The 13,224-nt window shown below is 74.6% G+C and carries 15 protein-coding genes; 8 read left to right on the top strand and 7 right to left on the bottom strand.

Features of this window, described 5'->3' with window-relative positions; all coding sequences use genetic code 11:
* Nucleotides 1-26: 26 nt before the first annotated feature.
* Entirely contained in the window at nt 27-407 is a 381-nt protein-coding gene (locus ACFW6A_RS22145; RefSeq protein WP_351846508.1) for a helix-turn-helix domain-containing protein, read from the bottom strand.
* 131 nt (nt 408-538) lie between these two features.
* On the opposite strand from ACFW6A_RS22145, the gene ACFW6A_RS22150 reads away from it, so the two are divergent.
* Nucleotides 539-841, top strand: coding sequence for a hypothetical protein (locus ACFW6A_RS22150; protein ID WP_351846505.1), 303 nt, complete (start codon nt 539-541; stop codon nt 839-841).
* 191 nt (nt 842-1,032) lie between these two features.
* Complete coding sequence (locus ACFW6A_RS22155) at nt 1,033-1,332, top strand: STAS domain-containing protein (RefSeq protein ID WP_386642227.1); 300 nt, start codon at nt 1,033-1,035, stop codon at nt 1,330-1,332.
* A 61-nt stretch (nt 1,333-1,393) separates the two neighbouring features.
* Here the strand turns inward: ACFW6A_RS22155 and ACFW6A_RS22160 are convergent, their stop codons facing one another.
* From ACFW6A_RS22160 to ACFW6A_RS22185, 6 genes are all read right to left on the bottom strand, one after another.
* Nucleotides 1,394-2,425: an iron-containing redox enzyme family protein gene (locus ACFW6A_RS22160; RefSeq protein ID WP_351846534.1), complete on the bottom strand. Its 1,032-nt coding sequence runs from the start codon at nt 2,423-2,425 to the stop codon at nt 1,394-1,396.
* A 77-nt stretch (nt 2,426-2,502) separates the two neighbouring features.
* Entirely contained in the window at nt 2,503-2,748 is a 246-nt protein-coding gene (locus ACFW6A_RS22165; RefSeq protein WP_386478446.1) for a CDGSH iron-sulfur domain-containing protein, read from the bottom strand.
* Nucleotides 2,732-3,418: a HemK2/MTQ2 family protein methyltransferase gene (locus ACFW6A_RS22170; protein WP_386478443.1), complete on the bottom strand. Its 687-nt coding sequence runs from the start codon at nt 3,416-3,418 to the stop codon at nt 2,732-2,734. Before ACFW6A_RS22170 ends, ACFW6A_RS22165 begins: the two co-directional genes overlap by 17 nt.
* 143 nt (nt 3,419-3,561) lie before the next feature.
* Nucleotides 3,562-4,746, bottom strand: a complete 1,185-nt coding sequence (locus ACFW6A_RS22175) for a zinc-dependent alcohol dehydrogenase (RefSeq protein WP_351846499.1) — start codon at nt 4,744-4,746, stop codon at nt 3,562-3,564.
* Nucleotides 4,747-4,853: 107 nt separating this feature from the next.
* Complete coding sequence (locus tag ACFW6A_RS22180; RefSeq protein ID WP_386478437.1) at nt 4,854-6,320, bottom strand: aminotransferase class I/II-fold pyridoxal phosphate-dependent enzyme; 1,467 nt, start codon at nt 6,318-6,320, stop codon at nt 4,854-4,856.
* Nucleotides 6,321-6,585: 265 nt separating this feature from the next.
* Entirely contained in the window at nt 6,586-7,521 is a 936-nt protein-coding gene (locus tag ACFW6A_RS22185; protein ID WP_386484417.1) for a short-chain dehydrogenase/reductase, read from the bottom strand.
* A gap of 585 nt (nt 7,522-8,106) precedes the next feature.
* Here ACFW6A_RS22185 and ACFW6A_RS22190 point away from each other — a divergent pair.
* The 6 genes from ACFW6A_RS22190 to ACFW6A_RS22215 all read left to right on the top strand — a co-directional run bounded on the left by ACFW6A_RS22190 (nt 8,107) and on the right by ACFW6A_RS22215 (nt 13,221).
* On the top strand, nt 8,107-8,559 hold the full coding sequence (locus ACFW6A_RS22190; protein WP_351846492.1) for an SRPBCC family protein: 453 nt from the start codon (nt 8,107-8,109) through the stop codon (nt 8,557-8,559).
* On the top strand, nt 8,552-10,141 hold the full coding sequence (locus ACFW6A_RS22195) for a phytoene desaturase family protein (RefSeq protein WP_386484416.1): 1,590 nt from the start codon (nt 8,552-8,554) through the stop codon (nt 10,139-10,141). The genes ACFW6A_RS22190 and ACFW6A_RS22195 overlap by 8 nt, the downstream gene beginning before the upstream one ends.
* A 204-nt stretch (nt 10,142-10,345) precedes the next feature.
* Entirely contained in the window at nt 10,346-11,248 is a 903-nt protein-coding gene (locus ACFW6A_RS22200; protein WP_351846488.1) for a glucose 1-dehydrogenase, read from the top strand.
* A gap of 334 nt (nt 11,249-11,582) precedes the next feature.
* The gene (locus ACFW6A_RS22205; RefSeq protein WP_351846485.1) at nt 11,583-12,428 is read left to right on the top strand and encodes an STAS domain-containing protein; all 846 of its coding nucleotides are present in this window, start codon (nt 11,583-11,585) and stop codon (nt 12,426-12,428) included.
* Nucleotides 12,425-12,802, top strand: a complete 378-nt coding sequence (locus tag ACFW6A_RS22210) for an STAS domain-containing protein (RefSeq protein ID WP_351846482.1) — start codon at nt 12,425-12,427, stop codon at nt 12,800-12,802. The genes ACFW6A_RS22205 and ACFW6A_RS22210 overlap by 4 nt, the downstream gene beginning before the upstream one ends.
* The gene (locus ACFW6A_RS22215) at nt 12,799-13,221 is read left to right on the top strand and encodes an ATP-binding protein (protein ID WP_386484413.1); all 423 of its coding nucleotides are present in this window, start codon (nt 12,799-12,801) and stop codon (nt 13,219-13,221) included. Before ACFW6A_RS22210 ends, ACFW6A_RS22215 begins: the two co-directional genes overlap by 4 nt.
* Nucleotides 13,222-13,224: the final 3 nt, after the last annotated feature.

The following is a 13,224-nucleotide window of genomic DNA, read 5'->3' on the forward strand; positions in this document are numbered from 1 at the left end:
CCCGTGGGCCCCGGGCCGCCGGACGCTCAGGCGTCGACCTCCGCGTCCCTCCCCGCTTCCCGGGCGGACGGGCGGCCGGAGGCGCGGCCCGGCTCGCGGGCGTCCTCCCGGACGAGGAATTCCAGCAGTCCGGCGATCTCGTGTCCGGCCTCGGCGGGGTGCCGGAAGGAAGCGCCGGGGTTGACGCGGTAGCGGTTGCGGCGTCCGTCGGAGGCGCGGGCCCTGGCGAGGTATCCCCCCTCCTCCAGGTCGGCGACGATGGCCTGGACGGTCCGTTCGGTCACCCCGCAGCGCGCGGCCACGTCCCGGAGCCGCATCTCGGGATCGCGGGCGACGGCGAGCAGGACCCGGGCGTGGTTGGTGAGGAAGGTCCACCTCGGCTGTGGTCCGTTTCCGTTCTCTCCCATGCCCACGGTCTCCCCAGGATCGCCCCCAATCATGCGAAGCGCGCTTCAGGTAAATATTGACGCATATGCCCCGTAAGAGGACACTCGGGATGAGGCGTCCTGGTGGCGTTCCCCCACGACCGGAGCACTTCATGAGTGCCGAACTCGTCCGACGGGTCCAGACCGCGCTGGCCGACGCCGGCTTCGGACCGGGCAGTGGGCTGACCACGCAGACCGACGGCCCGGCGGTCATCGTCTCCTGGCACCCGGACCGGCTGATCCGGCCCACCATCACGGCCCACGCCTCCGATCCCGACGTGCACTCCGCCGCGGAGATCCCCGGCATCCGAAACGCCCTGGACGCCGCCCTCATCAGCGTCTTCCTCGCCGCCGGGCTCGTCCCGCTCAGCCACCCCGAGGGCTTCATCAGCGTCACGGCGGTCCCGGTCGGCTGAGCGCCCCTGCCCCCGCCCGACCCGGCCGGCGGCCCGCCGACCCCCGCGTGCCCACACCCACGTGCCCGCATGCCCGCATGCCGCGCGCGATTCCGGACAGTCGCCGGGGTGTGAGGTGAACAGCCATGAGGGTCAAGGCGGAAGAAGAGGCGGGGCCCCGCCCGGCCGGAGCGCTTCCGAAGCAACGGGTCGTGGGCGTGTCCGGGGAGCTGGACATCCATCGCGCGGAAGAGGTGCGGTCCACGCTCCTCCGCGCGATCACCGAAGCACCGCCGGGGGCCGAGGTGATCGTCGACCTCCTGTACTCGTCGTTCTGCGACTCCTCCGGTCTCGACGCGCTCCTGACCGCCAGGCGGCGCGCCGCGGACTCCGGGCACGCGCTGCGCCTTCGGGCGCCCTCCCACCAGATGGTGCGCCTCCTGGAGAGCACCGACACGGCCGACCTGTTCCCGATGAGCCCCGCCCCTCCGGCCGGGGACCCCGCCGACTGACCGGCCGTCCCCGGCCCCAGCCGCCAGACCAGTGGCCTCCCGGGCCTCCGGGAGCGGTCTCCTACTCCTCCAGGGGGCGGCGCAAGGCGCTGTCCCCCCGGTCCCACGCCGCGCGGATGTGGTCCGCGAGCCGCTCCTCCAGCAGGACGGTCGCGGCGCAGCCGAAGGCGACGTCGGCCTCCAGGGCGGGCTCGTCGGTGAGGAGCCCGTCGACGACGCCGTGGCGGACCACCTGCTCGTGGACGGCGTCGGCCTCCACGTGCTCGGCGTAGAAGTGCTCGGCTGCGGCTCCCGCCCCGCAGCGCCTCATCGCCTTGGCCAGGCGCCTGGATCCGGGCGAGGACGTGATCTCGACGCAGGCGAAGTGGCCGACGAGGGCGCCGCGCAGGGCGCGGTGGAGCCCGAAGAGGGACATCAGGTTCACGGTGGCCAGGAGCGGCGCGGGCGCGTGGTCCACGTACCGGCCGTAGGAGCGGTCGAGGCCGAGGTCGTCCATGAGGTCCGCGAAGAGCTCCGCGTGGACGCGGTCGGCGCGGCCGGCGCCGAACTCGTCGTACTCGATGGCGACCATGGACGCCTTGGCCCGTCCGGTGAGCCGGGGGATCACCCAGGCGTGCGGGTCGGCCTCCTTGAGGTGGTAGAGCGAGCGCAGGGCCGCGTACTCCCGCAACTGCCATCGTTCTCCGTCCGTCTGGAGGCGGTGGCTGAGGCTGCCGGTGAGGTCCACGGGCTCCAGGAGGAGCGGTGCGAAGGCTTCCGCGACCGTCCGCGGCGCGTCCGGCAGTCCGGCGCGCAGGGCGTCGAGGAACCGTTCCTCCAACGCCCTTCGCAGCCGGAGCAGTTCGGGGTCCCACTCCCGTGCGTCGTCCACCCCCTCGAAGCCCCGGTAGTGGAGTTCGTACAGGAGGTAGAGGGCGAGCTGGAGGTCCTCGCCCCACGGCTCGGCATCCCGCACGGCCCCGGGCCCGTACCGCGGCGGGCCGCCCGACCGCAGGGCCCGGATCACGGCGCGGGACAACTCCCCCCGCTCCTCCGCGAGACGGGGAGCGGTGCCGACGGCGCTCGGGCCCGGGCCCGCGCCCGGCCCCGGCATCGGGCTCTTACTCACACCCGGGCTCGGGCTCGTACTCACATGGGGGCTCACACCCGGGCTCGGGCTCGGAGAGGGCATCAGGGTTTCCTGTCGTCGGTCGGGCGGGGGGCTCGCTCACGGCGGCGGTGGCTGGTGTCGCACCAGGGGTACGTGCGGCTGCGCCGGCACGTGCAGATCGCGACGGTGAAGCGGTCGGAGCGGGCGACCGTCCCGTCGGCGAGAACGATCTCGACGGGGCCTTCCACAAGGACGGGCCCCTCCGGGTCCACGAAGGCCCGGCGGGCGGGCGTCCCGCACGGGGTGCCGTCAGGAGTTGCGGGCACGGATGACCACCAGCTCTTCCCGTTGCTCGTCCTCGGCCGCCAGGCCCCGCCGTTCCAGCCAGGCCCGCCGCGACCGCAGGACCGGTCCCCAGGGGACGGAGGCGCGCGCCGTGACCCCGGCGGACAGGCCCCCCTCGGTCAGCCGGTCCACGGTCGTGCCCGCCCCGCACATGCCCGAGTGCACCATCAGCAGGACGCCGCCGGGGCGCAGCAGCGCCGGAGCGGCCGCGCAGACGCGGTCGATCACCAGGCGCCCGTCGGGTCCCGCGTCCCACGCGCGCTCCGCGCCCCGCCGGGGCGGCCGGGCCTCCGGAGCCGGCACGTACGGGGGGTTGGTCACGACCAGGTCGAAGCGTCTCCCCTCCGTCCGCACGGCGAAGTCGCCGTGCAGGACGCGCAGGGGCAGCCGGCGGACCAGCGCGTTCACGCGTGCCGTCGCCACGGCGGGCCAGGAGACGTCGACCGCGGTGACCGCGGCGCCCCTGCGCGCCGCGTGGAGGGCCAGCGCACCGGTGCCGGTGCCGATCTCGAGGACGTCCGTGAGGGGCCCGACCTCCTCGTGGTCGAGGGCCGCGGCGAGCAGCCTCGTGTCCGCCTGGGGCCGGTAGACGCTCGGGAGGGCCATCAGGCCGCCGGGGAACGTCGCCGAGGTCAGAGTGGTGCCGGACATCGCCTGTCTCACCTCCGGGTCGGGGCGCGGCCCGGGCGCGAGCCGCTTCCGTGGGTCTGGGGGACGAAAAGAACAGAGGAGCAAAGGAGCAGCAGGAGGGCGGAGGGCCCGAGGGCCCCGGCCTGTCGGGTGGTGGCCCCGCATCAGGGCGAGAAGAGGACCTTGACGGCTCCGTCCCGCTTCTTCTGGAACATCTCGTACGCGTCCGGAGCCTGTTCGAGCGGCAGGCGGTGGGTGGCGAAGTCGTCGACGCCGAGCGGGTCCTCGTCGGTGAGCAGGGGGAGGATGTCGTCGACCCAGCGCAGGACGTTGGCCTGGCCCATGCGCAGGTTCAGCTGCTTGTCGAACATGGTGAGCAGGGGCAGGGGATCGGCCGCGCCGCCGTACACCCCGGACACCGAGACGGTGCCGCCGCGGCGGACGAGGTCGATGGCGGTGTGGAGGGCGGCGAGCCGGTCGACCCCCGCGTGCTTCATCATGGCCGCGGCCAGCGCGTCCGGCAGGAGGGTGGTGAGGGTCTGGGCCGCCCCGGCGACACGGCTGCCGTGGGCCTCCAGGCCGACGGCGTCGATGACGGCGTCCGGACCGCGCCCGCCGGTGAGGGACCGGACGGTGTCGGACAGTTCGGCGCCGCGTTCCTTGAGGTCCAGGGCGTGGACGCCGCGGCGGCGCGCCCTCTCCAGCCGCTCGGGGACGAGGTCGATGCCGATGACCGTCTCCGCTCCGCGGTGGGCGGCGATGCGGCAGCTCATGTCGCCGATGGGCCCGAGTCCGAGGACCGCGACGCTGCCTCCCGGTGGGACGGACGCGTACGCGACGGCCTGCCACGCGGTGGGCAGGACGTCGGACAGGTAGACGAAGCGGTCGTCGGCCGGCCCGTCGGGGACGCGGATCGGCAGGGAGTTCCCGAAGGGTACGCGGAGGAACTGGGCCTGGCCGCCCGGGACCTGGCCGTAGAGCTTGGTGTACCCGAAGAGCGAGGCGCCGGTGCCGTGCGCCCGTACCTGGGTCGTCTCGCACTGGGAGTGCAGCCCCCGGTCGCACATGAAGCACGAGCCGCACGAGACGTTGAACGGGATCACCACGCGGTCCCCCGGCTTCAGGGCGGTGACGTCCGGCCCCACTTCCTCGACGACGCCCATGGGTTCGTGTCCCAGGATGTCGCCGGGGTCGAGGAACGCCCCGAGGACTTCGTAGAGGTGCAGGTCGGAACCGCACAGGCCGGTGGTCGTGATCCGGACGATCACGTCGTCGCCGTCGCGGATCACGGGATCGGGCACGGTGTCCACGCGTACGTCCCGCTTGCCCTGCCAGGTGAGTGCCCTCATGACGCCTCCTCGGAAACCGTGTCGTGTGGCCGTCCGTCCGTACCGGCCCCGCCGCCCCCGTGTGTGTCGCCCGCGCCCCGCCGCGGCGGCTGCCACCCCCTGCCGGATCACTCGTCGCGCACCACCCGGACGGTCGTGACCTCGGTGTCGACCGCGTCCGGCACGACCATGCCCGCCGCCACGCCGGTCCGCAGGTAGCGCAGGACGTCGCCGTTCAGGCGCTCTCCGGGCACCGCGGCGGGGATGCCCGGCGGGTAGGGGGTCAGCATCTCGGCGACGATCCGGCCCTCCGCCTTCTCCCAGGGCACCTGCTCGGTGCGGCCGAAGAAGGCGTCGCGGGGGAGCATCACCTGGTCCAGCCGCAGCCCCTCCGGGGAGGGGACCTCGACGCTCCGGGCCGGGCGTAGCTCCGCCCGGCGCGCGGACAGGTCCGTCAGGGCCGCCAGCAGCGCTTCCGCCGTGTCGCCGTCGTCGGCGTGGGTGAGCTGGGCGCTGATGCGGCGGTGGTCGGCGACGTGGAGGTCGATCCGGTGGTCGGCGCGGAGCCGGTCGGCGACCCGGTAGCCGGTGGTCCCCCACGCGCTGATGTCCATGATGATCTGGAGGGGGTCCTGGTCGGCCGCCCTGCCGGGTCCGCAGAAGTCGTCGCGGCCGTGCACGTGGACGCCGTCGATCCGGGAGATGCGGTCGCGGGTCTTGTGGGCGAGGGCGAGCGCGTGGTCGTAGAGGGCCTCGCCGTGTTCGACCATCTGCCGGCGCCAGCCGTCCAGCGCGGCGTACATGAGCACGGAGGGGCTGGTGGTGCCCAGCAGGTCCTCGCGGCTCTTGAGTACCTCGGGCCGCACCAGGTCGCCCTGGAGGTGGAAGACGGAACTCTGCTCCAGGCCGGAGCCCATCTTGTGGACGGACGTGACGCACACGTCGGCGCCGGCGTCCATGGCCCAGGTGGGAAGGTCGGGGTGGAACGGCAGGTGGGCGCCCCACGCCTCGTCCACGATCAGGGGCCGGTGCCGCCGGTGGCAGACCTCGGCGATCGCGGCCAGGTCCGAGCAGGTGCCGTAGGGGGTCGGGGTCGTCACCAGCGCGCCGCGGGCGTCGGGATGCTCGGCGAACGCCGCCTCGAACGCCTCGGGGCTCGGCGGATGGGCCAGGTGGCGCTCGGCGTCCCACTGGGGGTCCACCCAGACGGGCTCGATCCCCGAGAGGATCAGGCCCGACACCACGGACTTGTGGGCGTCCCGGCCCACCAGCAGCTTCTCGTGCGGTCCTGCGACGGACAGCATCGCCGACTTCACCGACAGGGAGCTGCCGCAGGTGGAGAAGAAGGCGTGGTCCGCGCCGACGGCCTCGGCCATCAGCGCCTGCGCCTCCTCCAGCACGCCCTGGGAGGACGTGCGGTCGTCCAGGCCGCTGGTGGCGAGGACGTCGGCCCGGAAGACCGCTTCGCCGAGCACGGCCCGTGCTCTGGGGTCGGCGCCCCTCCCCTGTTTGTGCCCCGGGGGCGTGAACGGGGTCCGCCCCTTCTCGTGATAGGCCGCCAACGCATCGAGAACAGGTGCCTTCGACTGATCCATGACGCGCGCCTGCCCGGCGATCGCCGCCGAAAACGGACATCCGGAAGGAAGCGGTCCGCAGCACCCCGTCCCGGCCGGCCCGACGGGCGGCGCGTCTCGCTCCTCGCCGCCCCGCCGGAGGACGCGTCCGGCCGACCGGGGCAGCGGGACGTACGGACCGGGCCGGGGCAGCGGGACGTACGGGCCCGGCGGGGCGGAGCGTACGGGCCCGGCGGCCGGTGCTCGCGCCGGAGCGGTGGGGCTCCCCCTGGGGGCGGCCGTGTCGCTACCCGCCCGGCGGGGCCGCGCTCCCCGGGGGCGCCGGGTCCGGTCCCCGCGCGCCGTCGCGGAGTTCGGCGGCGCGGCCGCCCGGGCCCAGCAGGCCGGTCGCTTCGAGGCTCCGCGCCCCTTCCAGGCGCGGCAACCGGGCGCGGGCGTAGTGGGTGACCACCGGCGGGACGCAGGCCCGGGCGGCCTGGACGGCGCGGAGCCATGCCGGCAGGTAGACGGCGGTCTCGCGCCGCTCCGCGGCGACGGCCAGCCGCTCCCCGGCCCGCGCCGCGGAGGTCGCCCTCCGGGCGGGCGGCGGCAGGTGGGCGCGCAGTTCCCGCAGGACGGCGCGGCGGTCCCCGTCACGCAGGAGGTCGGTGTCGATCCAGTTGAGGTAGCCGATCCCGACGGTGACGCCGTGGGCGGAGAGTTCCGCGCGCAGGGCCTGCGTGAAGGACTCGACGCCCGCTTTGGAGGCGCAGTAGGCGCTCATCATGGGGGTCGCGCCCAGCGCCGCCAGGGAGGCCACCTGGAGGTAGTAGCCGCGGGTGTCGAGGAGGTCGGGCAGGAAACTGCGGGCCGTGACCGCGCTGCCGACGAGATTGACCTCGACGACGCGGCGCCACGCCTGCGGATCGGTGTCGGCGAAGAGGCCCGCCTGGGCGACACCGGCGTTGCCCACCACCACGGAGGGCGGCCCGAGGCGGGAGCGGACCTGCCGGGCCGTGTCGGCCATGGCCGCGTCGTCGGTGACGTCGACCTCCCAGAAGGCGGCCTCGGTGCGGGACGAGGCGGCGACCTCCTCCAGGAGCCCTCCTTCCAGGCCCAGCAGGGCCAGGCGCGCTCCGCGTTCGCCGAAGGACCGGGCCAGCGCCTCCCCCAGCCCTCGCGCCGCCCCGGTGACCACGACGGTGCGGCCGCGCAGGGGCCGGGCGTGGGTCCGTGTCCTCACGGTCCTCACGTGGCGCCTCCACTCGTCCGGCGTCGGTCCGGCCGCGACGGCGCCGTGCGCCCCGCGCCCCGGTCTTCCCTCCAGGATGCTCCCGCGGGCGGCCGCCCGCTCCGGGGCAGACCCCGGCCTCTTGGGGCAGACCCCGGACGCGTGGGCAGGTCCCGGACGCGTGGTGCAGGCCCGCCCGCGCCGGGGCGGGCCCCTGCCACGTGGGGCAGACCCCTGCCACGTGGGCAGGTCCCGGACGCGTAGGGCGGCCCCGCCCGCGCCGGGGCGGGCCCCCGGCCGCGTGAGGCGCGGTCACCGGGGTAGACGCGACACGACCGTCGCACCGCTCCCTTCGGGGAGCCGTCCCGCCCGGCCCCGGCGCGGTTCCGACCGGACCGCCGGCGGAAGGCCCTTCTCAGGACCTCCCGCCCCGCGCGGCCCCTCCGTACGGCCCGTCCGTACGACCTGTCCGCGCGGCCCGTCCGTACGGCCCGGGTCCCGGGCGGTGCTCCGCCCCGGGCCTCCGGCAGCGGGCCCGGGGAGCGCCCGCCGGGCCCTGCGGGGCGGCGCGCCCGTCGTTCGCGAGGAGGATCCGCCGTGGCCATCCGTCATCAGCTCGTCCGACGTCCCCCGCTCGCCGTGTGGGCCGTACTCGCCGATCCGACCCGCTACGGGGAGTGGGTGGTCGGCCCGTCCGAGTCCGTCCCGCTCGACGACACCTGGCCCGCGCCCGGCTCCCGGCTGCGCTACACGATCCGGCTGGGCCCCTGGGCCACCGACGGCGTGACGACCGTCCGTCACCAGGAGACCGGCAGGGAGCTGGAACTGGAGGCGGCGTTCAAGTCCCTCGGCACGGCGAGGATCTTCCTCCAGCTCAGGCCCTGGGGCGAGGAGACGCTCGTCGTCTGCGACGAGCACCCGCTGCGCGGCCTGGGCGGCACCCTGCACAACCCGGTGAGCGAGACGGCCCTCCAGCTCAGGCACCGGGGGATGCTGGCCCGCCTGGCCAGGCTGGTCGAGCGGCGGCCGGAGGAGGCGTCCCGTGCCTGACGCGGTCGTGATCGGAGCCGGTCCCAACGGGCTGGTGGCCGCGAACCTCCTCGCCGACGCGGGATGGAGCGTGGAGGTCCTCGAAGCCCAGGAGGAGCCCGGCGGGGCCGTGCGGAGCGACCGGGGGGTGCACCCGGACCACGTCTCGGACCTCTTCAGCGCCTTCTATCCGCTCGCCGCCGCCTCGCCCGTGCTGGCGGCGCTCGACCTCGCCTCCGAGGGGCTGCGCTGGAGCCACGCGCCCCGCGTCCTCGCGCACCCGCTGCCGGACGGCCGGTGCGCGGTGCTCGAACGCCGCGCGGAGGACACCTGTGCCGGGCTGCGGGGCTTCGCGGACGGCGACGGCGCGTCCTGGGCAGCGCTGTACCGGACGTGGCAACGCCTGGAGCCGGACCTGCTGCGCGCCCTGTTCACGCCCTTCCCGCCGGTCCGGGCGGGACTGCGGCTGGCCGCGAAACTGCGGGGCCCCGACGGGCTGCGGCTGGCCCGGAGCCTGGCCCTGCCCGTGCGGCGCCTGGGCGAGGAGGAGTTCGCCGGGGAAGGCGGCCGGCTGCTGCTGGCGGGCAACGCCCTCCACGCCGACCTGGCTCCCGAGGCGGCGGGCAGCGGCGGCTTCGGCTGGCTGATGTCGATGCTCGGCCAGAGCCACGGGTTCCCCGTTCCCGTCGGCGGAGCCGGCGCGCTCACAGCGGCGCTCGTGCGCCGCCTCCGGCGCCGCGGCGGCGTCCTGCGGTGCGGAGAGCGCGTCACGTCCGTCGTCGTCCGCGGCGGCACGGCGGTGGGCGTCCGCACGGCGGGCGGGGAGGCGGTCCCCGCACGCCGGGCCGTGCTGGCCGACACCTCGGCGCCCGCCCTCTACCGGGAACTCGTCGGCGAGCAGCACCTGCCGTCCCGTCTCCTGCGGGACCTGGAGCGCTTCCAGTGGGACTTCGCGACCTTCAAGGTCGACTGGGCGCTGTCCGGACCGGTGCCGTGGGCGGCGGCGGGGGCGGTCGGCGCCGGCACCGTCCACCTCGCCGACGGCGTGGACGGCCTGACCCGCTTCGCCGCCCAGATCGCCCGGGGGCTCGTCCCCGACGAGCCGTTCGTCCTCTTCGGCCAGATGACCACCGCGGACCCCAGCCGGTCGCCCGCGGGGACGGAATCGGCGTGGGCCTACACCCACCTCCCGCAGCACGTCGCCGCGGACGCGGGCCCCGACGGCATCACCGGCCGGTGGGACCCCCGCGAGCAGGAGGCGATGGCCGACCGCGTCGAGCACCGGATCGAACGGCTCGCGCCCGGCTTCCGCTCCCTGATCGCCGCCCGCCGCGTCCTCGCCCCTCCGACCCTCCAGGCCCTGGACGAGAACCTGCACGGCGGCGCCCTCAACAACGGCACCACCGCCCTCCACCAGCAGACGGTCTTCCGGCCCACGCCCGGCACCGGCCGGCCCGAGACGCCGGTGAAGCGCCTCTACCTCGCCTCCGCCGCCGCCCACCCGGGCGGCGGGGTCCACGGCGCGCCGGGCGCCAACGCGGCCCGGGCCGCCCTGAGCCCCCGTCCCCTGCACGCGACCCTCCACCGCCTCCAGCGCCTGTGAGGGCCGCGTACGGCCGACCGGGTGTCTCACCGCGCGAGCGAGGTGAGACGCGGGGCGATGCGGGTAGCCGCGCCAGGAGAGCGGCAGCCCGTACGGCTCCGCGCCCCCGTCCGTCCCCCATCCCCCCATCCCCCCATCCCCTACTCCCCGATGCCCGATGCCCTGCCCGCCGGCCCGGCTCCGGGCGGTCCCACGGAGGTTTCCATGCCCGAGAACACGCCCGAGAACGTGCCCGGGGTCCCCGACCCGGTGACGCGCCACCCCCGGCCCCCCTTCCCCGACCAGGAACAGGAGCACCCCGGCTCGACGGAGGAGATGCGGCCCCGGCCGGATCACGGCGAGGACTCCTACCGGGGCCACGGGCTGCTCGCGGACCGCGCGGCGGTGGTGACGGGAGGGGACTCCGGAATCGGCAGGGCCGTGTGCCTGGCCTTCGCCAGAGAGGGCGCGGACGTCGTCTTCACCCACCTCGCCGAGGAGGAGGCCGAAGCCGCCGAGACCGCGCGCCTCGTCCGCGAGGCCGGCCGGACGGCGGTGCCCGTCCTGTGCGACATCCGGGACGAGGAGCAGTGCACGGCCCTGATCGACCGTGCGGTGGACGAGCTGGGGCGGGTGGACGTCCTCGTCAACAACGCCGCCTACCAGATGTCCCGGCCCGACGGGATCGAGACGATCACCACGGAGCAGTTCGACCGGGTGATGAAGACCAATCTGTACGGGATGTTCTGGCTGACGCGGAAGGCCCTGGCCCACATGCCGCGGGGCGGGTCGGTCATCAACACCACGTCGGTGCAGGGCTACCAGCCCAGCCCCCATCTCCTCGACTACGCGATGACGAAGGCGGCGATCGTCTCCTTCACCCACGGCCTGGCCCAGATGCTCGCCGACCGCGGCATCCGCGTCAACGCCGTCGCCCCCGGCCCCGTGTGGACGCCGCTCATCCCCGCGACGATGCCGGACACGACGGAGTTCGGCGCCCAGTCCCCGCTCGGACGGCCCGCCCAGCCGGCGGAGATGGCGCCCGCCTACGTCTTCCTGGCCTCCCCCGCCGCGAGCTACATCACCGGCGAGATCGTCAACGCCACCGGCGGCACCCCCCTCCCCTGACGCCCCGGAGAGCCGCGCTCCCCGGTTCCCCGCCCGTGACCGCACACGGGGCCGGCACGGGCGGGAGCCCGGCACGGGCGGCGCCGTCCGTCGACGGGCCGAGGTCACGGTGCCCTCGGGCGGGCCCCGCACCCCCATCCGGCGTGATGTGCCTCACGTTTGAGTTCGACGTGTGAACCGGATCCCCCGGGGCAGGAGGCCGCCCGTGGGGCTGGGCACCGGGTGGGGACGTGGGGGAACGCCTTTCTTCGCGACGACGGGTTCGGATGGCGCCCCGAACGGTGCCGTAGGGTCGGCATCGTTCTGACTTGGTGACACGTGGAGGGAACTGCGTATGGACAGCGGCGATTCAAAGCGGCTGCTGGAACTGCTCACGGCACGCCGCGCCGAGCTGATCGCGCAGTGGGAGCAGGCCGTCGGGGCCTCCCTGCACGGCCGGCTGAGCACCGTGGAGCTGGGCCGTGAGCTGAGCGAGTTGTACGACGCCGTCGTCGACGCCCTCGCGACCGGCGGGTTCGCCGGGCGGAGCTCGGAGTACGCGGTCGTGCGCAGCCTCCTGGTGGAGCTCTCCCGGAACCGGGCGCGCCAGGGCTTCACCCCCACCGAGACCGCCGTGAGCGTGTTCGCCCTGAAGGAGGTGCTGGAGTCCCTGCTCGGCGGGTCCGTCGAGGACATCCGCGTCTACCTGCAGTTCTCGCGCCTCCTGGACGATCTGGGCCTCTTCACGGTAGAGGAGTACGCGCGGACCCGCGAGGAGATCATCTCCGCGCAGTCGCAGCAGCTCCTGGAGCTGTCCACGCCCGTCGTGAAGCTGTGGGACGGCGTCGTGGGCGTGCCGCTCGTGGGCACCCTGGACTCCGCCCGTACGCAGGTGGTCATGGAGAAGCTCCTCCAGGCCCTGCTGGACTCGAACTCCGCCCACGCGATCATCGACATCACGGGTGTCCCCGCGGTGGACACCCAGGTGGCACAGCACCTGCTCAAGACCGTCGTCGCGGCCCGCATGATGGGCGCGGAGTGCGTCATCTCGGGGATCCGGCCGCAGATCGCGCAGACCATCGTGGGGCTGGGCATCGAGTTCGGCGACATCCCGACGAAGGCCACCCTGGCGGACGCGCTGCGTCACGCGCTCGTCGAGATCGACAAGGCAGCTGCGACGCGTGCGGCGGGCCTGCTGTGAGCGATCGCGTTCCGGTCCTGAAGATCGGGGACATCCTCCTGGTGTCCATCCAGGTCGACCTGGAGGACCAGATGGTGCTCGACCTGCAGGACGACCTGTCCCAGCAGATCGTCGCCACCTCCGCCCGCGGCGTGGTCATCGACATCTCCGCCCTGGAGATCGTCGACTCCTTCGTGGGGCGGATGCTGGCCACCACGGCGGCGATCTCCCGCGTTCTGGGCGCGGAGACGGTCGTCGTGGGCATGCGGCCCGCGGTCGCCATGACCCTGGTGGAGCTCGGACTGTCGCTCGGCGGCGTCCGGACGGCCCTCAACCTCGAACTCGGGCTGGGCTACCTTCGTCGTGCGCAGGTGTCACCTCCGGCGAGCCGGTGAGGGACTACCCGGCCGACGAGGCCTCACGCGAGGAAGTGGTGATCCAGGCCAGCGGGGACGTGGTGAAGGCGCGCCAGACGGTGCGTCTGCTCGCCCAGCAGGCCGGTCTCTCCCTGGTCAATCAGACGAAGCTGGTCACCGCGGCCAGTGAGCTCGGGCGCAACACCCTCATCTACGGGGGCGGGGGCACCGCTCAGGCGGCGGTCGTACGGGACGTGGCCAGGGTCGGCGTGTGGGTGCGTTTCGCCGACGCCGGCCCCGGCATCCCGGACATGGAACTGGCCCTCACGGACGGGTGGACGTCCGGCAGCGGCATGGGGCTGGGGCTCAGCGGCGCCCGCCGGCTCGTCGACGAGTTCGAGCTCGATTCGACGCCCGGTGTCGGCACCACGGTGACGGTGCTGAAGTGGGCACGGTGAATC

The organism is Streptomyces sp. NPDC058758 (assembly GCF_042746075.1).
Taxonomy (GTDB): domain Bacteria; phylum Actinomycetota; class Actinomycetes; order Streptomycetales; family Streptomycetaceae; genus Streptomyces.